Source organism: Tardiphaga sp. 709, from assembly GCF_032401055.1.
Classification (GTDB): domain Bacteria; phylum Pseudomonadota; class Alphaproteobacteria; order Rhizobiales; family Xanthobacteraceae; genus Tardiphaga.
In genome coordinates this window covers 4,206,046-4,230,789 of record NZ_CP135529.1, presented here as the reverse complement: position 1 = coordinate 4,230,789, position 24,744 = coordinate 4,206,046, and the positions used below count along the sequence as shown (strand labels likewise).

At 62.2% G+C, this 24,744-nt stretch carries 18 protein-coding genes; 11 read left to right on the top strand and 7 right to left on the bottom strand.

Annotated features, from left to right (window positions below; all coding sequences use genetic code 11):
* The first annotated feature begins 137 nt into the window (after positions 1 to 137).
* A complete protein-coding gene (locus RSO67_RS20590; RefSeq protein WP_315840363.1) occupies positions 138 to 1,019 on the top strand; it encodes a LysR family transcriptional regulator in 882 nt (293 codons plus the stop codon).
* A gap of 186 nt (positions 1,020 to 1,205) precedes the next feature.
* Here the strand turns inward: RSO67_RS20590 and RSO67_RS20585 are convergent, their stop codons facing one another.
* Both RSO67_RS20585 and RSO67_RS20580 read right to left on the bottom strand, forming a co-directional pair.
* The gene (locus RSO67_RS20585) at positions 1,206 to 2,165 is read right to left on the bottom strand and encodes a phospholipase D-like domain-containing protein (RefSeq protein ID WP_315840362.1); all 960 of its coding nucleotides are present in this window, start codon (positions 2,163 to 2,165) and stop codon (positions 1,206 to 1,208) included.
* A 74-nt stretch (positions 2,166 to 2,239) separates the two neighbouring features.
* On the bottom strand, positions 2,240 to 3,583 hold the full coding sequence (locus tag RSO67_RS20580; protein ID WP_315840361.1) for a TAXI family TRAP transporter solute-binding subunit: 1,344 nt from the start codon (positions 3,581 to 3,583) through the stop codon (positions 2,240 to 2,242).
* Positions 3,584 to 3,773: 190 nt separating this feature from the next.
* Here RSO67_RS20580 and RSO67_RS20575 point away from each other — a divergent pair, with 190 nt between their 5' ends.
* From RSO67_RS20575 to RSO67_RS20565, 3 genes are all read left to right on the top strand, one after another.
* Positions 3,774 to 5,567 (top strand): ABC transporter ATP-binding protein, encoded by a 1,794-nt coding sequence (locus RSO67_RS20575; protein ID WP_315840360.1) that lies wholly within the window; start codon positions 3,774 to 3,776, stop codon positions 5,565 to 5,567.
* Between the two features lie 88 nt (positions 5,568 to 5,655).
* Positions 5,656 to 5,943, top strand: a complete 288-nt coding sequence (locus RSO67_RS20570) for a FeoA family protein (protein ID WP_315840359.1) — start codon at positions 5,656 to 5,658, stop codon at positions 5,941 to 5,943.
* On the top strand, positions 5,940 to 7,826 hold the full coding sequence (locus RSO67_RS20565) for a ferrous iron transporter B (RefSeq protein WP_315840358.1): 1,887 nt from the start codon (positions 5,940 to 5,942) through the stop codon (positions 7,824 to 7,826). Before RSO67_RS20570 ends, RSO67_RS20565 begins: the two co-directional genes overlap by 4 nt.
* Before the next feature lie 106 nt (positions 7,827 to 7,932).
* Here RSO67_RS20565 and RSO67_RS20560 read toward each other — a convergent pair whose 3' ends face one another.
* Complete coding sequence (locus RSO67_RS20560) at positions 7,933 to 9,525, bottom strand: gamma-glutamyltransferase family protein (RefSeq protein WP_315840357.1); 1,593 nt, start codon at positions 9,523 to 9,525, stop codon at positions 7,933 to 7,935.
* 176 nt (positions 9,526 to 9,701) lie between these two features.
* On the opposite strand from RSO67_RS20560, the gene RSO67_RS20555 reads away from it, so the two are divergent.
* A complete protein-coding gene (locus RSO67_RS20555; protein ID WP_315840356.1) occupies positions 9,702 to 11,150 on the top strand; it encodes an amidohydrolase family protein in 1,449 nt (482 codons plus the stop codon).
* Between the two features lie 264 nt (positions 11,151 to 11,414).
* Here the strand turns inward: RSO67_RS20555 and RSO67_RS20550 are convergent, their stop codons facing one another.
* Entirely contained in the window at positions 11,415 to 12,668 is a 1,254-nt protein-coding gene (locus RSO67_RS20550) for an acetyl-CoA C-acetyltransferase (protein WP_315840355.1), read from the bottom strand.
* Positions 12,669 to 12,918: 250 nt separating this feature from the next.
* Here RSO67_RS20550 and RSO67_RS20545 point away from each other — a divergent pair, with 250 nt between their 5' ends.
* Together RSO67_RS20545 and RSO67_RS20540 are read left to right on the top strand one after the other, a co-directional pair.
* Positions 12,919 to 14,481, top strand: a complete 1,563-nt coding sequence (locus tag RSO67_RS20545; protein WP_315840354.1) for an adenylate/guanylate cyclase domain-containing protein — start codon at positions 12,919 to 12,921, stop codon at positions 14,479 to 14,481.
* 127 nt (positions 14,482 to 14,608) lie between these two features.
* Complete coding sequence (locus RSO67_RS20540; RefSeq protein ID WP_315840353.1) at positions 14,609 to 15,523, top strand: 3'-5' exonuclease; 915 nt, start codon at positions 14,609 to 14,611, stop codon at positions 15,521 to 15,523.
* Between the two features lie 59 nt (positions 15,524 to 15,582).
* Here RSO67_RS20540 and RSO67_RS20535 read toward each other — a convergent pair whose 3' ends face one another.
* On the bottom strand, positions 15,583 to 16,572 hold the full coding sequence (locus RSO67_RS20535) for a tripartite tricarboxylate transporter substrate binding protein (protein ID WP_315840352.1): 990 nt from the start codon (positions 16,570 to 16,572) through the stop codon (positions 15,583 to 15,585).
* Between the two features lie 225 nt (positions 16,573 to 16,797).
* Here RSO67_RS20535 and RSO67_RS20530 point away from each other — a divergent pair, with 225 nt between their 5' ends.
* On the top strand, positions 16,798 to 17,856 hold the full coding sequence (locus RSO67_RS20530) for a ketopantoate reductase family protein (protein ID WP_315840351.1): 1,059 nt from the start codon (positions 16,798 to 16,800) through the stop codon (positions 17,854 to 17,856).
* 149 nt (positions 17,857 to 18,005) lie between these two features.
* Here RSO67_RS20530 and greA read toward each other — a convergent pair whose 3' ends face one another.
* Positions 18,006 to 18,488 (bottom strand): transcription elongation factor GreA, encoded by a 483-nt coding sequence (gene greA, locus RSO67_RS20525; RefSeq protein ID WP_315840350.1) that lies wholly within the window; start codon positions 18,486 to 18,488, stop codon positions 18,006 to 18,008.
* Positions 18,489 to 18,828: 340 nt separating this feature from the next.
* On the opposite strand from greA, the gene RSO67_RS20520 reads away from it, so the two are divergent.
* Positions 18,829 to 20,697 (top strand): dihydroxy-acid dehydratase, encoded by a 1,869-nt coding sequence (locus tag RSO67_RS20520; RefSeq protein ID WP_315840349.1) that lies wholly within the window; start codon positions 18,829 to 18,831, stop codon positions 20,695 to 20,697.
* A gap of 141 nt (positions 20,698 to 20,838) precedes the next feature.
* On the opposite strand, the gene RSO67_RS20515 is transcribed toward RSO67_RS20520, so the two are convergent.
* Positions 20,839 to 21,192 carry a hypothetical protein gene (locus tag RSO67_RS20515; protein WP_315840348.1) on the bottom strand — a complete coding sequence of 118 codons (354 nt, stop codon included), beginning with the start codon at positions 21,190 to 21,192 and terminating at the stop codon, positions 20,839 to 20,841.
* A 441-nt stretch (positions 21,193 to 21,633) separates the two neighbouring features.
* Between RSO67_RS20515 and RSO67_RS20510 the strand changes: the two genes are divergently transcribed.
* Positions 21,634 to 22,368: an outer membrane protein gene (locus RSO67_RS20510; protein ID WP_089266850.1), complete on the top strand. Its 735-nt coding sequence runs from the start codon at positions 21,634 to 21,636 to the stop codon at positions 22,366 to 22,368.
* Between the two features lie 190 nt (positions 22,369 to 22,558).
* Positions 22,559 to 24,703 (top strand): methyl-accepting chemotaxis protein, encoded by a 2,145-nt coding sequence (locus RSO67_RS20505; RefSeq protein ID WP_315840347.1) that lies wholly within the window; start codon positions 22,559 to 22,561, stop codon positions 24,701 to 24,703.
* Positions 24,704 to 24,744: the final 41 nt, after the last annotated feature.

The window sequence follows — 24,744 nt, the reverse complement described above, 5'->3', positions numbered from 1 at the left end:
TTTGATGACGTCATAAGTTCCCGAAATGCCATCCAAATCAAATATATAACCAAGAGTGATTACGCCTATATGATTGGGAGAGAATCGCGACACCACTTGGTCCGACTCATGGCGCAATTGCGAGGCTGGATATTCAAATGCACAAGCGGCATCTCAATATTCCGATTGAAATTGTTCGTACCGTCGTTGCCATTTCAGAAACGGGTAGCTTGACCAAGGCTGCGGAGCAATTGGGGTTGAGTCAGCCCGCAGTGAGTTCGCAGATCAAGCGCCTCGAACAACTTGTTGGCGGTTCGCTGTTCAGCAAGACGCCGAACGGAAGTTGTGCGACCGATCTCGGCAAGCTGGTGCTTGCGCAGGCGCGCAAGATCATCGAGGCCAACGATCAGGTGCTTGCGCTCGGCGGAGCCGATAATCATGTCGACCGGCTTCGTTTGGGCCTGAGCGTTGTCCTAGCGCAGCGCTTCGTCGCCGAGCAGAGCCTGAGCAACCTCAATGACATCCATATCCATGCCGGAATGTCCACCGAGATTGCGACAGCGTTGATCGACGGCCATGTCGACGTCGGGTGTTTTTTCCAGCGGGGAGAAATCAGTGCCGATCTGGCTCCGCTCATTGTCGATGAATCCGAGGATCGGCTGGCATGGGTTCGCTCGAAATCATTCGTGCTCAGCCCCGGCGCACCGATCCCAATCGTCACCTGGACCAATGACGACTGGATGATTCATACGCTCACGCGGCATGGCCTTTCCTATCGGATTGCCTTCAGCAGTCAGGACTACAGCGCGAAGAAAGCCGCCGTCGAAGCCGGCATTGGACTGACGGCTGTTCCCAGCCGGATCATTCCGCCGGGACTGGTCTGGGCCAGGGACTATTACTTGCCGGAGCTTCCGACCATCAAAGCGCTGCTCTGCATTCGCCCGGGTATGACATCGCCGCGTGTCCTGGAAATCAAGGATCAGCTCTCGGCGATGTTCCTGCACCCCGCACTGCCCATGGAAAACGACAAAGTTGCCTAGCGAAGCCGCATATTTCAGAGAGCAGGCCGAGCGCTGCGAAAAGCTGGCGCGGGAGATTGATGACCCCGTGGTTCGCGAACGGTTGCTGAACCTGGCCACGGAATATGCTCGCCGCGCGGAAAGGAAACCTGTGCAGCCCCGAGCCCGGCAATCGCCGCGGCCGGATCGGCGCTGAGGGACAACGCGCTACTGCCGGATGCCGTGTTTTTCCAGATCCGCCTGAACCGCCTCGTCGGAGAGGTCGAGCTTGCGCGAATGTTTCCAGTCGTGATGTGAGGTCTCGACTAGACGCTTCACAACATGGTGCGCATCGGTCTCAATGGCCAGTTCGCGGCGATCGTCAAAACTGCCCGGCGTGAGATTGATCGAACCGACTATAGCGCGTTCCTCGTCGGCCAACAGCATCTTGCCGTGCAGCTTCATATCATTGAGCCGGTGCACCTTGGCGCCGACGTCATGCATGATGCGCAGCCCCCCGATACCCTCGATCAGCTTGTTCTTCTTCAGCTTATGCGGCTGCCGCGCCATGATATGGACCTGAACGCCGCGCAGCACCGCGCGAACCAGCCGCTCGATGATGTCCGTGTCCTGATAACGCTCGTTCTGGATCCAGAGCGTGCCCCGCGCGGAATCGATGAAAGCACCGATCCGCTCGCGGCCATTATTCGGACACCAGATCAGTTGCGAGTCCGGGTTCGGTACGAAATCCTGCTTCGCCCAGTCGGCCTCGAAGCAATCCACCATCTCGGAAATCTCAAGCTTCTTGGTCGTGGTCACCGCGTAGTCGCGCGTCTCGGTGAGATCGCGGGTCTCCCAGTTCAGCGACTCGACGAAGCCCCACTCATGATCGATCACCATCGACTTCTGATGGGTCAGCGCGAAGGCCGGATTGCTGTCACGGACCTCGACTCCGGCCGCAGCCAGCGCCGCGGCGGTTTCGCTATTCTCGCTCTCGCCATTGCGCCGGGCCGGATTGAGCATGACGCGCACTTTGACGCCGCGCCGCTTCGCCGCGATCACCTCATGCAGCAGCGTCGGATCGGTGAACAGGAACATCCGGATGTTCAGGCTGCGCTTTGCGGCCCTGATCGGATCGATGATGCACTGCGCGGTGTCATCCGGAAACACGAGCAGGTTATGCGTCATGATTGACCTCTCGCGAGAAATAAAGGTGCCCGCAAACGGCTGGTGGTTCTGCAAAACAGCGTCATGGCCTGGAACTACGTCTCCGACTCTATACTTGAATGCGGCGCGGCAGAAAATGGGGCCCGCGCCAGCGCCGAACGGCGATGATGGATGAGATTGTCGAGACGCTGTGCCGAAGAGACCAGCGTCGCCATTTCAAGTGCATCTTCGTCATTGCGCATGGTCTTCGCCAATTGCGCGCTGAGAAGATCGTCGACCTCCTGCTCGATCGCGCACAGTTCCGCATCGTCCGCCGCCGCCCGGATCCGTCGCGGCAATGCATAAAGTGCATTAAGTGTCGCCTCACGGTGGTCGGGCGGCCGGATGCCGAGGAATTTCCAGGCGGCAGCCAGCACGGAGGCGAGGGCGCCAAGGAGCATGGGGGCGAGATAGATGTCGTCGCCGTATTTGTCCATGAAGCTCTGCTCGGTACCGTTGTAGTAGGCAGCAGCGCCGGGATGGATGGGGATAAAGGCATCGGGATCGGTGTCGGCAGCGGCGATACCGGCCAGTTGCGGTTGCCCGGCGATCAGATCGCGGCGCGCCGCGATCACCATTTCGGTCAGACGCGCGATCAGGCTGGAATGGAGCTTCTTGTTCGCGACCAGATAGTAACTGACCCGAAGCGTTGTCACGTCATCATCCGGGACGGGCGGCGCGCCGCGGAGCGACCCTTTCGGAATGTCGAAGCTTTCATAAGCGCCATTGGCATCGGCAATGGCGCCGGCGGCGTCGATCGGGATCAACACCGGCGCGCCGGTTTTGAACAGACCGCGCACCTGAGACAGATACTTCTCGGTCAGCGGGATCACCACCAGCAGGGCGCCGACTTCCTTGGCTTCCACCGCGCGCCGGGTATCGCTGACCTCAAGATTCTTGAATGTGACCCTGGCGCTCGTCAGGTCGTATTGCTTGGTGAGCGCATCGACCAGCTTGCGATTGACCTCACCGCCCACCACACCGACGGTGCGGCCGCGCAGGCCCTCCACACTGGTGATTTTCGAGCCAGGAGGCGCGATCAGCATGACCACCGCCTTGGCCATGACGGCAACGGCGCGCGCCTCGGAGAGATCGCCGACATCGGCCCGGACCACAGCGAGATCGACCTTGCCGGAGGAGAATGCCTTGCCCGCATCGACCGCGTTGCCGAAGGTCTCGAAATCCAGCCGAATCGGCGATTTCCTGGTGGCGAAATGGCTGGCGATGATCGAGGCCGTCTTGCCGGCTTCGCCATCGATCGACCCGACCGCCAGCTTGAGCACGGTCGGACGCTCGATATAGCGCCAGGTCAGAAGGCCGCCGCCCACCACCAGACCGAGGATGCCGGCCAGCAGAAGCACCCTGCCCCAGAACGGGAAAGCAACGGATCGCACGTTCATGTTCGGTCCTGCGCAGCCCTGCCAAATTAACTGACGCTCCTGCCCGCATGCCACAATGCGCGGGCTGTCAGCAAAAATCCATCTGTACCCGACTACAGTTAAGACCCGCTAACCGACGGCGGCTATATACTGCGGCCGCCCGGACCGCTCATGATTCCCGGTCTGGCCGTGTTGCTGGAGACAATGTTCGATGACTCGTCTGGTACTCGAGATGCTCCGGCCCTATCGCGGCTGGCTGATCATCGTCTTCCTCGCCATGCTGGTCGAGATCGCCATGAGCCTGGCCGCGCCCTGGCCGCTGAAACTGGTGCTCGATGACGCGCTGGGCAGCCATCACCTGCCCGCCTGGCTGGACTGGGCCCATGACTACGGCATCGGCCGCCACACGCTCGGCGTCGCAGTGTTCGCCGGCATCGCCACGCTGGTCATCGCCGTGATCGGTGCGATCGCCACTTACATCGACAATTACTATTCGACATCGGTCGGCCAGTGGGTGGCCAACGACCTGCGCATCCGCATCTATGCGCATCTGCATCGGCTGTCGCTGCGCTATTACGACAAGGCCAAGACCGGCGCCCTGATGTCCACGATCACCACAGACGTGACGACACTGCAGAACTTCGCCTCATCGTCGACGCTGGATATCCTGCTCGACTTGATCACCATCGTCTTCATGATCGGGCTGATGTTCTGGCTCGACTGGGATTTTACGCTGATCGCGCTCGGCATCACGCCGTTCCTGATCGCCTTCGTGTTCCATTTCAAGCGCGCCGTGAAGGAAGTGACGCGCACGGTACGGCAACGGCAGAGCGAGATCGTTGCCGTAGTCCAGCAGGGTCTCGGCCAGGTGCGCGCAGTCACGGCGTTCGGCAGGCAGGATCTCGAACTGGCACGGCTGGAAGCCGCCAGCCATGCAACGGTCGAGGCCGCCATGAAGGCGCGTCAGGTGAAGTCGTTGCTCTCGCCCGTGGTCAGCATCGTGGTGGCGTTCTGCACGGCCATCGTGCTGTGGAAAGGCACGTCGCTGATCGTTGCCGGTACGATGACCGCAGGCGCGCTCACCGTGTACCTCGCTTATCTCGCGCAGTTCTTCAAACCGGTGAAGGACCTCGCCAGCATGACCAGCGCGATCGCGCAAACCACCGTGGCACTGGAGCGGATCCAGAACATCCTGGCCGCCGATGATGTGATCATGGAGAAACCGGGTGCCGTCGATCCAGGCCGCGCCAAGGGCGCCATCACCTTCGAGAAGGTCGCCTTCGCTTATAGCGAGGAGTCCAGCGTGCTCCGCGATGTTTCGCTCCATATCGAACCCGGACAGATTGTCGGCGTGGTCGGGCCGACCGGCTCCGGCAAATCCACGGTGCTCAGCCTGATCCCGCGCTTCTACGACGCGACATCGGGGCGCGTGCTGATCGATGGCGTCGATGTCGCCGACTACAAACTGTCCGCCCTCCGCGCCCAGGTCGGCTTTGTGCTGCAGGAGACAGTGCTGTTCCGCGGCACCATCCGCGAGAACATCGCCTATGGCCGGCCCGGCGCCACCGATGACGAGATCGTCGCCGCCGCGAAGATCGCCAATGCCGACGAGTTCATCAGCCGTATGCCACACGGTTACGACTCCATGGTCGGCGAGCGCGGCGACACGCTGTCCGGCGGCCAGCGCCAGCGCATCGGCATCGCGCGTGCGGTGGTGCGCAACAGCCCGATCATGATCCTGGACGAGCCGACCGCGGCGCTCGATCCGGAATCCGAGGCGCTGGTGATCGAGGCGCTGCGCCGGTTGATGCAAGGCCGCACCGTCATCATGATCGCGCATCGGCTTTCAACCATTCGTGACGCCGACAAGATCATCGTGCTGAAAGACGGCGTCGTGGCCGAGCAGGGCTCCAATGACGAATTGATCGCGCAAGGCGGCATCTATGCAGAACTGGTGAAGATTCAGCAGCGGGTGGTGAACGAGCAGTCCGCGGGCGCATCGTAAGCGGTGCCGGAGCGCCTCTTTATAATCATTCTAATAACATACGTGCGTTTGTCTTGACCTTGTCAGGACGCTGCTCGACAAGGTCGGCATGACCGTCCACCAGACTGCATCCGAAACATCCACACACGAATTGCGCCTCGGCAATGCGCCGCGCGGATTCATCGGGACCATCGTGGCGTTGCAGCCCGATATCGCAGGCGCTGCCGAGAGCGGCCACGAGCTTGAACGGCATCTGCTGGAAATGGGCTTCACCGAAGGCGCGCGCGTCGAGATCCTGCATCAGGGCGCTATCCAGCGCGATCCGATCGCGGTGCGCGTCGACGATATTACGATCGCCGTCCGCCGGCGCGAAGCCATGGCAGTTGTTGTGAAATGACCGACACAGACGTGACCACCGAGCGCTTTCATCTCGCGCTGGTGGGAGCCCCCAATAGCGGCAAGACATCGCTGTTCAACGCACTCACCGGCAGCCGCCAGAAGGTGGCCAACTATGCGGGCGTCACCGTCGAGCGCAAGGCGGGCGCCTTCGTGACGCCGGCCGGCCGTCAGGTGACGCTGCTCGACCTGCCCGGCACCTATTCGCTGCGCGGCCGCAGCCCGGATGAAGAGATCACCCGCGACGTCGTGCTCGGCAAGCGCCCCGGCGAAGCTGCGCCCGATCTGGTCCTGTGCATCGCCGACGCCACCAATCTGCGCCTCACGCTGCGGCTGATCCTGGAACTCAAACGCACTGGTCGCCCGCTGCTGGTAGTGCTCAACATGTTCGACATCGCGCAGCGCCGCGGCGTCAGCATCGACGTCGACGCGATGTCCGCAGCACTCGGCGTGCCTGTGATCACTTCCATCGCGGTAAAGAAGGCCGGCGTCGAGCAACTGCGTCACCGCACCGATGAATTCGCCGCCAACATGCCGGCGGTCGCCGCCGGCGATGGCTGGACGCCGCTCAGCCTGTCCGAGATGAAGGCGCTGCAGCGCGAGGCTGACCGCATCATCCGCGACACCGTCAAGATGCCGACCAAGCCAGACACGCTGACCACGCGCGTCGATGCCGTGGTGCTGCATCCGGTCGCCGGTCTCGCGATCCTCACGCTCATTCTGTTCGTGATGTTCCAGGCGGTGTTCTCCTGGGCGCAGCCGCTGATGGAGCTGCTGTCGGATTCATTCGGCGCGCTGGGCACGCTGGTGGCACAGGTGCTGCCTGAAGGCATCTTGCAGAGCTTCCTGCAGAACGGGTTGATCGCCGGCGTCGGCAGCGTGCTCGTGTTCCTGCCGCAGATCATCATCATCTTCCTGTTCATCCTGCTGCTGGAAGATTTCGGCTACATGGCACGCGCCGCGTTCCTGATGGACCGCATCATGGGCGGCGCCGGTCTGCATGGCCGCGCCTTCATCCCGCTGCTGTCGAGCTTCGCCTGCGCCATTCCCGGCATCATGGCGACGCGCGTGATCGACAACCGCCGCGACCGCCTCACCACCATCCTGATCGCGCCGCTGATGACCTGCTCGGCGCGCATCCCCGTCTATACGCTGATCATCTCGGCCTTCATTCCCGCCGAAAACGTCTGGGGCTGGATCAACCTGCAGGGCCTGGTGATGTTCGGGCTCTATGTCGCCGGCATCGGCAGCGCACTCGCCGCATCCTTCGTCATCAAGTTCTTCATGTGGCGCGACTACCAGCCGGCACCGTTCATGCTGGAATTGCCGGACTACAAGCTGCCGCGCCTCAAGAGCATCGCCATCGGCGTCTATACCCGCGCCAAAATGTTCCTGCAGCGCGCCGGCACCACCATCCTGTCGATGATGATCCTGATCTGGTTCCTGGCCTCGTTCCCGCAGGCACCGGCCGGCGCCGAAGGGCCGGCGATCAATTACAGCCTCGCTGCGATGATCGGAAAATTCCTGGAGCCGTTCTTCGCGCCGCTCGGCTTCAACTGGCAGATCGCGGTAGCGCTGATCCCCGGCATGGCGGCGCGTGAAGTCGCAGTCGGCGCGCTCGGCACCGTCTATGCGATCGAAGGCGGCAAGGAAGCGGCGGATGCGATCGGCCAGGCGCTGGCCAGCAAATGGAGCCTCGCCACCGCGCTGTCGTTCCTGGCCTGGTTCATCTTCGCCCCACAATGCGCCTCGACGCTGGCCGTGATCCGCCGCGAGACCGGCAGCACCAAGTGGATGGTGGTGACGTTCCTCTACATGTTCGCACTGGCCTATGTGGCGAGCCTGATCACCTACACCTTCGCGAAGGCGGCCGGGCTGGGTTGAGGCAGAGGAAGCTCGTCATTGCGAGCGCAGCGAAGCAATCCAGAAAGCCAAGAACTGGATTGCTTCGTCGCTTCGCTCCTCGCAATGACGGATCAATAGAGAATCCTCAATACCCCGCAGCCAGGCCATCCTTGCGCGGGTCCGAGCCGGCAACATAGCCGCCATCGATTTTACGCACGAGCTGCGCGCCGCCGAAGCCGAAGGCGGAATCCGGCGGCTCGCGCTCGATGACATGGCCGCGGCTGGCGAGGTCGGCCGCGACATTGTCCGGCACAGCCGTCTCGATCGCCACTTTCAACCCGGCGACATAGCGCCAGCGCGGCGCGTCCGCCGCCGTCTGCGGATCCTGTCCCCAGAGCTGCATGCGCAGCATGATCTGCAGATGGCCCTGTGCCTGCATCGGCCCACCCATCAGGCCGAAGGCCATCAGCGGCTCTTTGCCCTGCATAACGAAGCCGGGAATAATGGTCTGGAACGGCCGCTTGCGCGGACCGACCTGATTGGGATGACCCTCCATCAGGACGAAACCGAAGCCGCGATTCTGCAGGCTGATGCCGGTGCCCGGTACGACGACGCCGGAGCCAAAGCCCGAATAGTTCGACTGGATATAGGACACCATCATGCCACTGGCATCGCCGGTGGACAGGCACACGGTGCCGCCGGTCTTGGGCGCGCCGGCGCCAAAATCCTGCGCGCGGCTCATGTCGATGAGCTTGGCGCGCGAGGCGAGATAAGCCGGATTGAGCAGATGCGCGACGGTGATCTCGCGCATGTAATCGAGATCGGCCGCGTAGGCGTAGACATCGGCGAAAGCCAGTTTCGTGGCTTCGATCTGCAGATGGAACGCATCGCCACTGTCGAGCACAAGACCGTCGGTGCCGAAGGCGCGCATGATGCCCAACGCCATCAGCGCGGCGATGCCCTGCCCGTTCGGCGGGATTTCATGCAGCGAAGCGTCGCCGAAATCCTGATGGATGGTGCCGCACCAGTCGTTGCGATGTTCGGCCATATCCGCGGCAGTGAGAACGGCGCCATGTTCGCGCGCGAAGGCTGCGATGCGCTCGGCGAGTTCGCCGCGATAGAATGCCTCGCCTTTGGTCGCTGCGATCAGCTTGAGCGAATGGGCATGGCCCGGAGCCTTGAAGAGTTCACCCGCCGCAGGCGCACGACCATTCGGCATGAAGGCCTCGGCAAAGCCGGGCTGGTTCTTCAACTCCTCCGCGCCGCGGCGCCAGAGTTCGGCGATCACGGGCGAGACGTGGAAGCCATTCTCCGCATAGGAGATCGCAGGCTCGAACAAGTCAGCGAATGGCAGCTTGCCGAAGCGTTCGGACAGATCGACCCAGGCCGAAACGGCGCCGGGCACGGTGACGCTCTCCCACCCGCGATGCGGGAATGTCTTGTGATTTGCAAATCGTTCAGGCGTCCATCCCGCCGGCGACCGGCCGGAGGCGTTGAGGCCATGCAGCTCCTTGCCATCCCAGAGGATGCAATAGGCGTCCGATCCGATGCCGTTGCCGGTCGGCTCGACCACGGTCAGCGTGATGGCTGCCGCGAGCGCCGCATCCAGCGCATTGCCGCCGCGCTCCAGCATGCGCAACCCGGCCTGCGTTGCCAGCGGCTGCGACGCCGCCACCACATTGCGCGCCATGACCGGCGAGCGGCGGGAAGCGTAAAGGCCATCATGTCTGTATTGCATCAGTTCAGGCTCTCTTCAGGACTTTGCAGATCAACGCATCTTCTTATCGTCATTTGCACGAGCCGAATAGACAAGTTGCATGTGCCGAATAGACAGGCGGGTCTGCTCACCTCTCGATCTTGCACCACCTAGTCGCTTGCGCTTACGGTTCCTCGCCTTCCATCAAGAGGATCAGTATGGCCATCACCGTCATCCGCAACGCGGACTATGTCGTCGCCTGGGACGCCGCAAAGAACAGTCACACATATGTCACCGGCGGCGATGTCGCTTTCGACGGCGGCCAGATCGTGTTTGCCGGCCGCGACTATCGGGGCGAAGCGGTCGAGACCATCGACGGCCGCGGCTTCATGGTGATGCCGGGCCTCGTCGATATCCACTCGCATCCGTCCAGCGAGCCGCTCAACAAGGGCTTTCTCGACGAGATCGGCTCGCCCGGCCTGTATAATTCTTCGCTCTACGAATACATGCCGATCCTGCGGTCCGATCCGGAAGGCGTGCCAGACTGCGTGCGCGTTGCATATTCGGAATTGCTGCTGTCCGGCGTCACCACGGTGGTTGATCTTTCGATGCCTCATCCGCAATGGCTCGATCTCGCAGCGGAAAGTGGCCTGCGCGTCTATATTGCTCCGGGATTCCGCTCGGCGCGCTGGTTCACGCCGAATGGCACGCTCGTCGATTACGAATGGAACGAGAAGGCCGGCGAAGACGGCATGCTGCAGGCCTTCGCGCTCATCGATGCCGCCGAGAGCCATCCGTCCGGCCGTCTCTCCGGAATGATGTACCCGGCGCAGATCGACACCTGCACGCCGCAACTGATGAAAGACAGCTACGCTGAAGCGAAGCGCCGCAACATTCCGTGGCAGACCCATGCGGCGCAGTCGGTGTCGGAATTTCACGAAATCGTTCGCCGGCATGGCGTGACGCCAATCCAGTGGCTCGGCGAACTCGGCGTGCTCGGGCCGACCTCGCTGGTTGGCCACTCCATCTTCGTCGACGACCACCCGCTGACGCCGTGGCACACCAGGCGCGACCTTGCACTGCTGGCCGAGACTGGCACCACAGTGGCGCATTGTCCCACTGTGTTCATGCGGCGCGGCATCGCGCTGCGCGATGTCGGCCGCTATCGCGCAGCCGGCATTTCGGTGGCGATCGGCACCGACACCTATCCGCACAACATGATCGAGGAAATGCGCAACGTGACCATGACCTCGCGGCTGATGGCCGGGCATCCGCGGGGCCTGAACTCGACCATGCTGTTCGAGGCTGCCACCACCGTCGGCGCCAAGGCGCTCGGTCGCAACGATATCGGCAGGCTCGAGGCTGGCTGCAAGGCTGATTTTGTGATGGTCGATGTCAGCCATCCGATGATGCAGCCGCATCGCGATCCGATCCGCAGCATGATCTATGCGGCAGCGGAACGCGCGGTGCGTCACGTCTATGTCGATGGCCGGCAGGTGGTGAAGGACGGCGTGGTGCAGACGTTCGACTATCCGGCCGCGGCGCTGCGTGTGCATGAAGCGCAGATCCGCGCAGAAGAGCGCACGCCCGGTCTCGACTGGGCTGGCCGCAAGCTGACGGAAATCTCGCCGCTGTCGTTCCCGATGGCATGGCCATCGAATGAATGAGCCGGTGCTTGCGGCATTCGGACTTTACCACGTGCGCCGGCCCGCTCCCTCTCCCCGCCCTTTTGCGGGGAGAGGGTTGGGGTGAGGGGCGAGGTAAGCGCCCTCAAAAGACTCGGACTCTCGGATCGGAAAATCCGACCCGAGAGTCCGCATATGCGGTTGCTGCAGTGAAAGCCCCTCACCCGCCGCGAAGACGCGGCGACCTCTCCCCGCCTAGCGAAGCTTCGCTTCGCACGGAAGCGGGGAGAGGTTAGAAGCAAACCCTTACACGCGCTCGATGATGATCGCCGGTGCCATGCCGCCGGCGGCGCACATGGTGACGAGGCCGCGCTTCAGGTTGCGGCGCTCGAGTTCGTCGAGAACCGTGCCGATCAGGATCGCGCCGGTGGCGCCGATCGGATGGCCGAGCGCGATCGAGCCACCATTGACGTTGACCTTGCTGCGATCGAGGTCGAGATCGCGGATGAACTTCTCGGCGACCACGGCGAAGGCTTCATTGATCTCCCACAGATCGATGTCTTCCTTCTTGAGGCCGGCCTTTGCCAGCACCTTCTTCGCAGCCGGCACCGGCGCATTCAGCATCAGCGTCGGATCGTCGCCGATATTGGCCATGGCCACGATGCGTGCGCGCGGCTTCAGGCCATGCATGTCGGCATAGGACTTCGAGGTCAGCAGCAGCGCCGCGGCACCATCGACCACGCCCGATGAATTGCCGGCGTGGTGGAAATGCTCGATCTTGAGATCTGGATATTTCTGGTTGATCTGCTTGCGGAAGGTCATGCCGCTGTCATCCAGCGGGTGATCGGCCATCGCAGCGAAAGCCGGCTTCAGACCGGCGAGACCTTCGGCAGTGGTTTCCGGACGTGGATATTCGTCCTTGGCGAGCACGATATTGCCCTCGTCATCCTTCACCGGGACAATGCTCTTGTCGAAACGGCCTTCCTTGATCGCGATGGCAGCGCGACGTTGGCTTTCCAGCCCGAGGGCATCAAGCGCCTCGCGGCTGATGCCCTCCATCGAGGCAATGGCATCGCCGCAGATGCCCTGATGCGATTGCGGGTGCACCTTGGCGAGCCGCTTGTTGCCCGAGCCCATGCCGAGCGGCGGCTTGCCGGCGGCCATGTCTTCGGCAGCCATCGCACCGGTGAGCGACATCATCTCGGTGCCGCCGGCGATGACGACGTCTTCCATGCCCGACATGATCTGGGCAGCCGCGAAATTCACCGCGGTGATGCCACCGCCGCAGAAGCGATCGAGGGTGGTGCCGGACGCCTTGATGTCATAGCCGGCATCGAGCGCGGCCATGCGGCCGAGATCGCCGCCCTGCTTGCCGCGCTGGGTCGAGGTCGACCAGATCACGTCATCGACGTCAGCGGTGTTGAGTTTGTTGCGCTCGGCAATCGCCTTGAGCACGGTGGCGGCGAGATGCTGCGGATGATGTTCGGCGAGCTTGCCCTTGCCCACTTTGCCGATGCCACGGGGCGTGCGGACTGCGTCGATAATATAGGCGTCGGCCATGATCTTCTCCCAAGAGTTTTGAAGTGTTTTTCTGGCCGCGAGATTGGCCAAGCCACCTGTGAAGTCAAGGTGCGCAGGCGGCATGCACGTCTGCCAAAATTGGCGGGCATCCGGTGCAATTTCATCCACTACTGGAAAATTGGCACAACCCAGGCACGATATTATAACCATACCGGTGCTATGTGGCAGAGGCGGCCGCGCCGCTGCACGCTCATTGCGCTCAACAGCCAGAAATCCAGGAACAATCTTCATGGATCAGCCTCAGGTCACCCGCCGACGCTCGCGCGTATTTGCGCCCGGCCTCGCCGTCGCAGCGCTGCTACTTCTGCTGCCTGTAGCGGTGTGGCTGGACCTGACCAATCTGGTTGACGCCGCGCTGCGCCGGCAGGCCAACGACCTGAACTCCGTGATCACCAGCGTGCGTGGTTATTACGCAACCAATGTGGTCGGGCGCGTGCTGGCCCATCAGGGCACGACGCAGGTGGTGCATAATTATGAAAGCGTGCCCGGCGCGATCCCCATTCCGGCAACGCTTTCCCTCGAGCTCGGCCGCGTGATCGGCGCGCAGCAGGAGAATATCAACTACCGCTTCGTGTCGGACTACCCGTTCCAGAACCGCGCGCCGCACCAGCTCGATGATTTCGAAAAGACCGCGCTGCGCAGCCTGCGCGACAATTCCGAACAGAAGATCATCGACACCAAGGCGTCACTGTTCAGCGACACGGTCCGTATCGTCGCGCCCGTGCTGATGGGCCCGGCCTGCGTCAGCTGCCACAACAGCCATCCGGAAAGCCCAAAGAAGGACTGGAAGGTCGGCGACGTCCGCGGCATCCAGGAAGTCATCATTACCCAGCCGATCGCGGCCAACCTGTTTTCCTTCAAGTTCCTGCTGGCCTATTTCGCGCTGGCAGCCGTCAGCGGCGTCTCGTTCCTGACACTGCAACGCCGCCAGTCGCGGCGCATCGCTGGGATGAACCAGGAACTGGAAGCCAATAACGATTTCCTCGCCACGCTCTCCATGAAGATCTCCCGCTATATCTCGCCACAGGTCTACAAGAGCATTTTCAGCGGCCAGAAGGACGTCACCATCCATACCGAGCGCAAGAAGCTGACGATCTTCTTCTCCGACATCCAGAATTTCACGGCCACGACTGAGCGGCTGCAGCCGGAGCTGATCACGCATCTGCTCAACGAATATTTCACCGAGATGTCGGCGATCGCACACGAGCACGGCGGCACCATCGACAAGTTCATCGGCGATGCGATGCTGATCTTCTTCGGCGACCCCGAGACCAAGGGCGACCGTCAGGATGCGCAGGACTGCCTGCGCATGGCGTGGCGGATGCAGCGCCGCCTGACCGAACTGAACGCGAAGTGGCGCACCGAAGGCATCGAGGAGCCGTTCAAGGCCCGCATCGGCATCAATTCCGGCTATTGCAATGTCGGCAATTTCGGCAGCAGCGACCGCATGGACTATACGATCATCGGCGCCGAGGCGAACCTCGCAGCGCGGCTGCAGTCGATCGCGGAACCCGGCGGCATCGCCATCAGCTATGAGACCTTCGCGCTGGTGAGCGACATCATCACCTCGCATCCGCTGCCGCCGATTACCATGAAGGGCATCAGCCGCGAGGTCGTGCCCTATGCGGTGGACAGCATCATCGACGACAAGCCGGTGCAAACCGATATCGTCGTTGAACGCATGCCGGGGCTGGATTTCTATCTCGACCCGTCGGCCGTGCGGCCCGGCGACACCGAACGCCTGCGCTCGGTGCTGAACGAGGCGCTCGCCTCGCTGGAGCGCAAGGTATAATCGGCGCAAAATCAACGCCCCAGCGCCACACAGCTGTGTCTATCGCCGGCAGGCAGGTTGCCCCGATTCAGCGAACACCATAGTCATGGCTGAACGACGCTGCGCCTGAAGAACTGCCCGGAATCAGATGCTCCAAGACGATCTTAGCCTGCAGGACGATCCCGGCCTTGCCGCCATGGCGGACACGCTCGCCAGATCCACCGACTATCGCGTCCTCCGCCGGCTGATCCCGCGCACCGAATTCGCGCCGGCCAATGGCCAGCCGACCCGATCCGGAATCCTCCTCGACGTCGAGACCACCGGTCTCGATCAGGTGCGCGACGAAGTCATCGAGCTTGCGATGGTCAAGTTCGACTATCTGCCGGATGGCAACATCACGCGCGTCGCGGATGTCTTCACCGCGTTCAACGAGCCGTCGCGGCCGATCCCGCCGGAGATCACCGAGCTGACTGGCATCACGGACGAGACCGTTGCGGGACACCGCATCGATCCCGATGCCGTCGCCGCTTTCGCCGACGACGCCGTCATCGTCATTGCGCATAATGCGGGTTTCGATCGCAAGTTTTCAGAGCGCTATTGGCCGGTGTTCCAGCACAAGGCCTGGGGCTGTTCGGCGACTGAAGTCGACTGGCGCAAACACGGCTTCGACGGCTCGCGCCTCGGCTATCTGCTCGCCGGCGCAGGCTTCTTTCACCAGGCCCATCGGGCGATCGACGACTGTCATGCGCTGCTCGAGATTCTTGCATTCGAATTGCCCGATCTCGGTGCGCCGGCACTTGCGGTTCTTCTGGAACGCGCCCGGAAGAAAACGATGCGGGTCTGGGCAGAGCAGTCGCCCTTCGATCTCAAGGACGAGCTGAAGCGGCGCGGCTATCGCTGGAGCGACGGCTCCGATGGCCGGCCGAAGTCCTGGTATATCGATGTCGAAGAAAGCAAGGAAGCGAGCGAAATCGAATTCCTGCGCAAGACAATTTACATGCGCGATGTCGAGCCGCGCGTGCAGGCGCTCAACGCGCTGAGCCGGTTTTCGGTACGAGCGTAATACAGCGCGCAGCGACGCTATGTTCACCTCTCCCCACCGGGGAGAGGCGAACAGGAATACTACACCGGCTGCAGGCCGAGCGCCTGTGCTGCCTCGATCCAGACCGGCAGCTCCTTCTGATACAGCGCATTGGTCTCCTTGAAGCCAAGCGCCGGCTCAAGCACGAAGGTCTTCAGCACTTCCTTCACTTTGGGATCGCTGTTGGCGGCGACGTAAAGCTGCGATAGCCGATCGACGATCGGCTGCGGCGTCGCCTTGGGTACGGCCCAGCCCGTGAAGCCACTCACCGTGAAGAACTTCGACGTCGCCCCCTGTTCAGGCAGCGTCTTCACGTTGGGGATGGCGTCGACCTTCTTCGAATGCACGGCGAAGACGACACCACGATCGCCTTGCAGCACGGTCTGCGCAGCGGTGTAGCTGCCCATCGCAAAATCGATCGAGCCTTCGGCCAATCCCGTCCACATCGGCGCTTCGCCACGATAATGAATCGGCTCGATCTTTAGACCGTACTGCTTGTTGAGTTCGTTGATCGTCATGTGCGGGGCCGAGCCAACGCTATAGGTGCCGAAGTTCACCTTGTCGTTCTTGCGCGCGAAGGCGACGAAGTCTTCCAGCGTCTTGACGCCGGATTTCGGACTGGCGACCAGCGGCAATCCGGCACCGGGAATGACGCTGACCAGCGTCAGGTCTTTGTCCATGTCGTAGCCGGGCGTCTTCAGCATCACCCGGTTCATCACATAGGTGGTCGAGATGGAGCAGAGAATCGTGTGGCCGTCTGGCTCGGCGCGCGCAACTTCCGCTGTGCCAATGGCGCCGGACGCGCCGGCCTTGTTTTCGATGACGACAGTCTGCCCGACCTGTTTGGAAATATATTCACCGAAGGCGCGCGCGAGCAGATCGGTCTGCCCACCGGCTGGATAACTGCAGATCATGCGTATCTGCCGCGACGGCCAGGCGGCTTGCGCCGAAGCACCGCGCGCGACGAACGGCATGGCGGCGGCAGCCGATCCGGCAGCAATGAAGTGACGACGATTGATGATCGCAGACATGTTTCCCTCCGTTGTTTTTTATGACGGTACCCGATCGCTCCCTCATTCGCCACGACGATAGGCGGGACAGATTGGCGCATTGGAAAAGCAAATCGCTTCCAGCTCTGCACGTATCGGCCCACGCCATCTGGATCGAAACGCAGCGGTGCAGTAGTGTCCGCGCCAACTAAAAATGCCGGACCGTTCGGATCTGGCGCGCACACATCACGTGAGGGACGAAACACCATGGCGCGGAATATTCTGATTCTCGGAGCTTCCTACGGCTCGTTGCTGGCGACGAAGCTCCTGATGGCCGGTCACAACGTGACCCTCGTGTGCCGGAAGAAGACCGCCGAACTCATCAATCGCGATGGTACTGAAGTGCGCATCAAGCTGCGCGACGAACCGAACCACCGCGCCATCTTCTCACGCGACCTGCCAGGCAAACTGGATGCAACCTCGCCGGATCAGGTCGAGCTGTCGCGCTACGATCTGGTCGGCCTTGCGATGCAGGAACCGCAATACACCAACCACACGATCCGCGTGTTGATGATCAAGATCGCCGCGGCGAAACTGCCGTGCCTGTCGATCATGAACATGCCGCCGCTGCCCTATCTCAAGCGCATTCCGGGTCTGGCCGACATGAAGCTCGAAGAGGCCTACACCAATGCCCAGGTGTGGGAGCGCTTCGAGCCGGGACTGGTCACGCTGTGCTCGCCTGATCCGCAGGCCTTCCGGCCGCCGGAAGAAGCCGCGAATGTCCTTCACGTCGGCCTGCCGACGAATTTCAAGGCATCGGCCTTTGCCGATCCGGCTCACAATAAACTGCTGCGCGAACTCGAAGCCGACATCGACGCTGTGAAACTCGACGGCCAGGACGTGCCGGTGAAGCTGAAAGTGTTCGACTCGCTGTTCGTGCCGCTGGCGAAGTGGTCGATGCTTCTGACCGGCAACTATCGCTGCATCACGCCTGAAGAGCCGCAGTCGATCCGCGAGGCCGTTCACGGCGATCTCAAGGTGTCGCAGTCGATCTACGAGCATGTCGATGCCGTGGCGCGGCGTCTCGGCGCTGATCCCGAAGATCAGGTGCCGTTCGCCAAATACGCCAAGGCAGCGGAGAGCCTGCTCAAGCCGTCATCGGCGGCGCGCGCTGTCGCGGCCGGCGCGCCGTTCATCGAGCGGGTCGATCTTCTGGTGAAGTTGATCTCGCATCAGCTCGGCATGACCAATGCAAATATCGACCGCACGGTCGAAGTCGTCGATCAGAAGCTCAACGAGCGGCTGGAGTCCAGCGCGGGAATCTGACGCGTTATCTTGAGATCGATCAGAACATTCGCGTCGTCATTGCGAGGAGCCCTTGCGACGAAGCAATCCAGTCTTCGCTTGTCGCCTTCTGGATTGCTTCGCTGCGCTCGCAATGACGGAGCTTGCCTTGCTGCGAAGGACACGCGAGTCTACGCGATCGATATGATCTCAAGTTCCTGGGCGCCCGTGCCGACGACGTCACCGACGGTCTTGCCCATCAGCGATTTCGCCACCGGCGAGACAAAGGAAATCGAACCGGCCTTGGGGTCGGCTTCGTCCTCGCCCACGATCCGATAGGTCTGCACGCGTCCGTCGTTGCGGGAGAAGGTCACCGTGCTGCCAAAGGCCACGGTGTCCGTCGATGTCGGGGCTGGAACGAGCTGGGCCGTGCGGACACGGGCCGCGAAATAGCGCATGTCCCGCAGCGGGATCGCCGCCTGACGCCGTCGCTCGTTCACGTCGTCGATCACGCTCGCCGCGTCATGGGCCTCGCGCGCCTGCTGGAGCTGCGTCTCGAGCGCCTGCAAACCTGCCTCCGTCACAAGGTTCGGATGAGGCGAAATAGGGCGATCGGGCAGCTGGGTTTCCGCAGCCGTTTCGGCACTTTCTTCCTTGGTGAAGGCAACGCTCAATCTCGAACTCCGTATCGACGCGATCCGCTGTGACAGCGCAGGAAGCGATTACCCCATTGGTTTGTCAAAACCATGCAGAAATAGCCTGATCGCGTAAATGGCACCCGGAATTTTGCTGCTTTGCGGCACCGGGCGGCGACAAGGCAGCCTTGTTCCAACGGAGGGGCAATCCGATTGTGTTTGCGATCTTCGGGGGTTATGCACTGGCTAGACCGATCCTAAATTGGATCGTGGACGGACCCTGCCCTGACCGCAGGGTCTGACATGCGCCAATGCCAAGCGCCGGCGGCGGTGCATTCAAGCCTCGCAGATCAAGAACGCCGTCAGGAAGGAATTCGTCGTGTCCAAGTCGCCCGTCGTCACCATCGACAATCATCCCGGCCGCTCCGCGCAGACCATTGGCATGGCGCGTGTGCTCGGCACCGATGAAACGCTCATTCATGAGCCGTCGGTGGGCGTGGTCGGCACCAAGGGCGACAGCCAGTGCTATATGGGCGTGATGTCCAAGGTGGACGCGATCCATGAGAGCCTGAAGAAGCGCATCGGTCGCGGCAAGGGTCAGCTCCCCTATCGCCTCGTGCAGCCGGAATACACCATCGCGACCTCGGACGGCATCCGCAACGGCACCCGCGAGATGCGCTATTCGCTGATCGGCCGCGAAGTCACCAATGACTCCATGAGCGAGCATCTGAGCGCCACCGGCCTGCTCGGAACCATCGCCGTGGTTGCCTGCGACAAGCCGCCAGTCGGCACGCTGGCCGCGCTGCTCGAACACAACGAGCCGGCGATAATCATGTCGGACGGTTCGATCCATCCCGGCGAGGATCCGAAGACCGGTGAGAAGCTGGACATCGTCAGCGCCTATCAGGTCGCCGGCAGTCCGGACCCCGAATATCGCCACCACATTGCCTGCCACGCATGCCCCGGTATCGGCAGCTGCGGCGGTATCTTCACCTACAACACCATGCAGACCTTCATCGGCGTAGTCGGCATGCAGCCGCTGCACATGGTGGCACCGCCGTCCGACGATCCGCGCCGCCTGAAGGAATTCCCGGAGCAGCTCGTCAGCTATCTCTCCAATATGATCGCCAAGGGCATCAAGCCACGCGACATCGTGAGCCGTGACTCGATCCGCAACGCGGTGATCGTGTCGATGGCGATCGGCGGCTCGACGAACGTGACGCTGCATGCGCCGGAAATCGCGCGCGCCGCAGGCTTCGCCGACTTCTGGAAGGAAGTCATGACGCCGGCAGAGTTCAACTATCTGTCGCAATATCTCGTGCCGGTGCTCACCGACGCCCGCCCCTATGGCAAGTATTCGATGGTGGACATCGACAATGTCGGTGGCGTGCAGGTGATCGTGCGCGAACTGATGGAAGCCGGCCTCATCAATGGCGACGTGCTGACCTGCACCGGCGAGACGCTGGCCGAGCAGATCAAGCGCCTGGAGACCAAGCCAGCCGACGGCAAGGTCGTCTACACCGTTGCCAAGCCCTACAAGCCGACCGGTGGGTTGCGCGTGCTCGGTGGCAACCTGTCGCCGGAATTCTCCGCCATTCTCAAGCTCGCCGGTGTCGAGGGCGGCCTCGAGGACAATCTGTTCCGCGGCACTGCGCGCGTGTTCGAAGGCGAGCGCGGCCTGATCGCAGCGCTCGACAAGCATCCGGAGAAATTTGCGAACCACGACATGGTGATCGTGCGTTACGACGGCCCGGTCGGCGCGCCCGGCATGCCGGAGATGCTTGACCCGACCTCGCGCATCACCACGCTGTGCCGCGAGCGCAACATCGTCGTCGGGCTGATGACCGATGCGCGTTTCTCCGGCGGCTCAGTGGGTCTGGTGATCGGCCACGTCGGACCGGAAGCAGCACTGGGCGGCGCCATCGCGCTGATCGAGGATGGCGACGAGATCATCGCGGATCTCAACGTCAACGAGTTGAACTGCACGCAGCTCAAGGATCCCGCGGTCTTCAAGCAGCGCAAGGCGGCATGGGACAAGGTGGTCGCGGACAATGGCGGCATTCATCCGAGCTGCGGCGAGGCCGATACGCGCCTCTTGCATCGCGCCCGCACCAGCGCCGTGCCCGCCACCCGCGGTGCCGGTCTGCACCCCAATCGCGAGGTTTGGGTGCGCAACCAGCGCGAAGCCACGCGTTCCGGCTTCGTGCCGAAAAATACGCATCGTCCGGAAGCCAACAAGGCTTTCTAGACCTGCGGACGGGGCTCAGGGCCGGTTTGCTGCAAAGCTCCCGGCCCGAGCCATTTCCTTGATCTTCCATCAGCTTTTCCCAAAGCGGCTGGAGCATTTTTCTTTAAAAAGCATGACCTTATCGGGATCATGCTCTAGCCCTCACTCACCCGTTTCAAGCATCTTGAGCGCCTCGCGGTTATCGGCGGCGCGCGCATCGTCGATGTAAGCGACGAGCAACCGGTTGATGGCGACCGAATCAAGCAGCCTGAATTCACGGGGCCTGATCCAGCCATCGAAATAGCGGTCGATATAACCGATGGGGCTATCGCGCTCCTCCACCCAGTTCGGCCCGATCAGACCTTGAGGGTGCGGTTCCCAGTAGCAGGAAATGAGGTGGCCGCCCTGGGCACCACCTTGGGCAGAGTGGCCAAGGATTCGCTGACCGTCGCGTGGCGCCTCACTCATCGGCCGAAGGAAGTGGCCGTATTCACGTAAAATCCGCTCAACCTGCATGCAACGCGATTCCATTCACGGAGGCGCCGACCGGCACCACGCAAACATCTAACGGGTCGCGCGTTTTTTGTTTCCAATGTCAGATGGGTGGCTCCGTAGCCGACGTTTGCACAGCGGTTTCAGACGTTCCAAACGTGATGCGGCAGGTTGCAGGCGATGCAGATGAAGCGTTGTGGTTTTGCCGATCACAATAAATCGATCTAGAGCAAAACCAAACTGCTGCGGGTTAGCGCTGGGTCCGCCAAACCTCTGTAAATTAAGGCATCTTTCAGCTTTTATTAAGGCGCCGATAAGCATGCCGTTGCGCCAATCCAGATCGTGTCGGGTTGTCGATTGCTGTGGCGAATGGGTGACAGCATTTTACGCAAAAGCTGTCTAAGTCCACGCCATAGACGGAGCGAACGCGCTCTCGCTCTAAAATGGTTTCTGGAGAAGAAGAAAATGAAGAACTTCCTGATGGGCACCGTTGCCCTCATCGCCCTGGGCGCCTCGGTTCCGGCAATGGCCGCTGACCTCGCCGCTCGTCCCTACACCAAGGCTCCGGCTTACGTTGCCGCCCCGATCTACAACTGGACCGGTTTCTACATCGGCGGTCACGTCGGCGGCGCGTTCAACGGTTCGAACGGCTTCGGCGGCACCTCCGACAATTCGGATGGCCGTTTCCTCGGCGGTCTGCAGATCGGCGCTGATTACCAGTTCGCTCCGAACTGGGTCGTTGGTATCGAAGGTCAGTACAGCTGGGTTGGTTCGAACAACACCAACGTCGCTTTCCTCACCACGCCGGGCGTCACCTACAACCTGAACCAGAAGGGCCTCGGCTCGGTCACCGGTCGTATCGGTTACACTTGGGGTCCGGCACTGCTCTACGTGAAGGGCGGCTACGCTTACTCCGACTACAGCGAATCGCTGGTCACCACCGCTGGTGGCGTTCCGGTTGCCTTCGCTGGCGGCACCAAGCATGACGGTTACACCGTCGGCGCCGGCCTCGAATACCTGTTCACCCAGAACTGGTCGGGCAAGGTTGAGTACCAGTACTACGACTTCGGCAAGACCACTTTCGCTGCTCCGTCGCCCGCTGGCATCGTCGGCCTGTCTTCCAAGAACGACGAGCACACCGTCAAGGCTGGCCTGAACTACCGCTTCAACTGGGGTGGCCCGGTCGTCGCGAAGTACTGAGCTTAGCGCCTGATTTCAGGCTCTTAACTACGGAAAGGCCGGCGGAAACGCCGGCCTTTTTCGTTTTACCCTTTGGTAACCGCGGAAGCCCCGCGACAGCCAAAGGTTGCCGATTTACCCGAATATTAACCCGGTACCGACATACTCTCTGCGTGATCCGCCACCAGGACGGTGGACGCGGGGGGAATCAATGGCACTGACGTCGTTCATCGGAAAATTCGGACGGTTTCGTTTCTCGCGGCCCCGCTGGGGCATCCGCGGCAGCCTGTTCGCCGCCTTTGCGGTTATCGCGGGCATGGCGATCCTGATCAGTGCCGGCGCCGGCATGATTCTCGGTCAGCTCGGCGGCATGATGACGGACCTGAACGGCCGGGACATTCCGAAACTGACCGCCAGCCTTCAACTGGCCACCGCCAGCGAGAGCCTCGCCAGCCAGGGCCCGATGCTGCTGGCATCGAGCAGCGCCGACGTTCTGAAGGAACGCTCGCAGCGCATGCGGGATACGCACAAGATTGCAGTCGAGAAGCTCGACACCATCGCCAAGCTCGGCGCCGACAAGGCCGTGGTCGCTGCCCTGGCCGATACCGTCAAGAACATCGAAGACACGATTCGCAGCCTTGGCGCTGCCACCCAGGAACGTCTCGACGCCGTCGCCCAGCATCAGAAGCAATACGACGCCCTGCGCGCCGCTGCCGCCAACTTCGTCAAGATGTCGGAGCCAGCCGCCACCGACGCCCAGAACGTGATGAACGACACGCTGCGGGCAACGGTCTTCTCGGCTGAGGATTCGGGCGAAGCCGCGCGTGTCATCGTGCAGGTCGGCGAAGTCGTCGCCAGCACCAACCTGATCTCGTCCGATCTGATGGCTGCACTGTCGGCCGGCTCGTCCGAAGCGCTCTCTCCGATTGAAGAGAGCTTCAAGGCCGCACAGACTCGCGTCAAATCGAATCTCGATGCCCTGGTCGGCATCAAGGGCACGAAGGAACTGAAGGAAGCGGCCTTGCAACTGCTGGCGATCGGCGACGGCAAGAACAGCGTCTTCAAGGTGCGCCAGAAAGAAATGGACACCGTCGAATACGGCGAACTCATCCTCGACGAGACGCGCAAGCTCAATGTCGGCCTCGGCATGAGCGTCAAGCAGCTGGTCGACAAGGTGCGCAGCGAAACCGACGCCGCCACGACGCAGGCGCAGACGACAATCGCGCTGGCGACGCAGGTGATGCTCGGCCTCGGCGCGCTGACGCTGATCGGATCGGCATTGTTCGTCTGGCTCTATGTCGGCCGCAGCATTCTGCGCCGCCTCGCGCAATTGCAGCGCGCGATGCAGCGGCTGTCCAGCGGAGATCTCGACACCGAGATCGCCCGCAGCCGCCAGCAGGACGAAATCGCGGCGATGGCAGGCACGCTCGAAGTGTTCCGCGACAGCATGATCAACGCCCGCACGCTCAGCGCGGAGCAGGATCAGGACCGCATCGCCAAGGGCGAGCGCACGTCGCGCATCGAAGCCCGCATCGTCGACTTCGAGAGCAAGGTGCGCAACGCCTTGGAGAAGCTGCAGACATCGGCCGATTCCATGCAATCGACCGCACAGAGCATGACGGCCACTGCCGATCGCTCCAGCGCGCTGGTCAGTGCCGTCGCGTCGGCCGCAGAGGAAACCTCGGTAAACGTCCAGACGGTGTCGGCCGGGACCGAGCAGCTGTCGTCATCGATCAACGAGATCAGCCGACAGGTCGTCACGTCGACCGAAATCGCCGCAAAGGCCGTCAACGAGGCCGGCGAAACCGATGCAACGATGCAGGGCCTGGCCGACAACGCCAATCGCATCAGTGTGGTGATCGATCTGATCCAGACCATCGCGTCGCAGACCAACCTCCTGGCGCTCAACGCGACCATCGAAGCGGCACGCGCGGGCGATGCAGGCCGGGGCTTCGCCGTGGTGGCTTCGGAAGTGAAGAGCCTTGCCGATCAGACCGCAAAGGCCACCGACGAGATTCGCACGCAGATCGTGTCGATGCAGCAGGTCACGTCCACCGCCGTCGGAGCGATCCGCAACATCGGGCAGACCATCGCCGAGATCAATCATGTGAGCGCTGCCATCGCCACCGCCGTCGAACAGCAAGGTGCGGCAACGCGTGAGATCGCGCGCAACATCCAGCACGCCGCCGGCGGCACCAGCGAAGTGTCGAGCAACATCATCGGCGTCAGCGATGCATCGACGCAGGCCGGCACGGCGGCCAACGACGTGCTCGGCGCCTCGGGCGAACTTCGCCGCGAGGCCGACGTTCTTCGTGGTGAAATCGACGAATTCCTGTCGAGCATCCGCGCGGCATAGGAGAGGCGATCCAGCGCATGGCTGCACCCGGCCAGCGTCAT

Bases quoted from the DNA above. Each gene is read 5' to 3' on its own strand.
- RSO67_RS20515 (WP_315840348.1), bottom strand. From the start codon at position 21,192: ATGCAGGTTGAGCGGATTTTACGTGAATACGGCCACTTCCTTCGGCCG.
- RSO67_RS20580 (WP_315840361.1), bottom strand. From the start codon at position 3,583: ATGAACGTGCGATCCGTTGCTTTCCCGTTCTGGGGCAGGGTGCTTCTG.
- RSO67_RS20555 (WP_315840356.1), top strand. From the start codon at position 9,702: ATGGCCATCACCGTCATCCGCAACGCGGACTATGTCGTCGCCTGGGAC.
- RSO67_RS20550 (WP_315840355.1), bottom strand. From the start codon at position 12,668: ATGGCCGACGCCTATATTATCGACGCAGTCCGCACGCCCCGTGGCATC.
- RSO67_RS20570 (WP_315840359.1), top strand. From the start codon at position 5,656: ATGACCGTCCACCAGACTGCATCCGAAACATCCACACACGAATTGCGC.
- RSO67_RS20545 (WP_315840354.1), top strand. From the start codon at position 12,919: ATGGATCAGCCTCAGGTCACCCGCCGACGCTCGCGCGTATTTGCGCCC.
- RSO67_RS20560 (WP_315840357.1), bottom strand. From the start codon at position 9,525: ATGCAATACAGACATGATGGCCTTTACGCTTCCCGCCGCTCGCCGGTC.
- RSO67_RS20535 (WP_315840352.1), bottom strand. From the start codon at position 16,572: ATGTCTGCGATCATCAATCGTCGTCACTTCATTGCTGCCGGATCGGCT.
- RSO67_RS20565 (WP_315840358.1), top strand. From the start codon at position 5,940: ATGACCGACACAGACGTGACCACCGAGCGCTTTCATCTCGCGCTGGTG.
- RSO67_RS20590 (WP_315840363.1), top strand. From the start codon at position 138: ATGCACAAGCGGCATCTCAATATTCCGATTGAAATTGTTCGTACCGTC.
- RSO67_RS20510 (WP_089266850.1), top strand. From the start codon at position 21,634: ATGAAGAACTTCCTGATGGGCACCGTTGCCCTCATCGCCCTGGGCGCC.
- RSO67_RS20585 (WP_315840362.1), bottom strand. From the start codon at position 2,165: ATGACGCATAACCTGCTCGTGTTTCCGGATGACACCGCGCAGTGCATC.
- RSO67_RS20505 (WP_315840347.1), top strand. From the start codon at position 22,559: ATGGCACTGACGTCGTTCATCGGAAAATTCGGACGGTTTCGTTTCTCG.
- RSO67_RS20575 (WP_315840360.1), top strand. From the start codon at position 3,774: ATGACTCGTCTGGTACTCGAGATGCTCCGGCCCTATCGCGGCTGGCTG.
- RSO67_RS20530 (WP_315840351.1), top strand. From the start codon at position 16,798: ATGGCGCGGAATATTCTGATTCTCGGAGCTTCCTACGGCTCGTTGCTG.
- RSO67_RS20540 (WP_315840353.1), top strand. From the start codon at position 14,609: ATGCTCCAAGACGATCTTAGCCTGCAGGACGATCCCGGCCTTGCCGCC.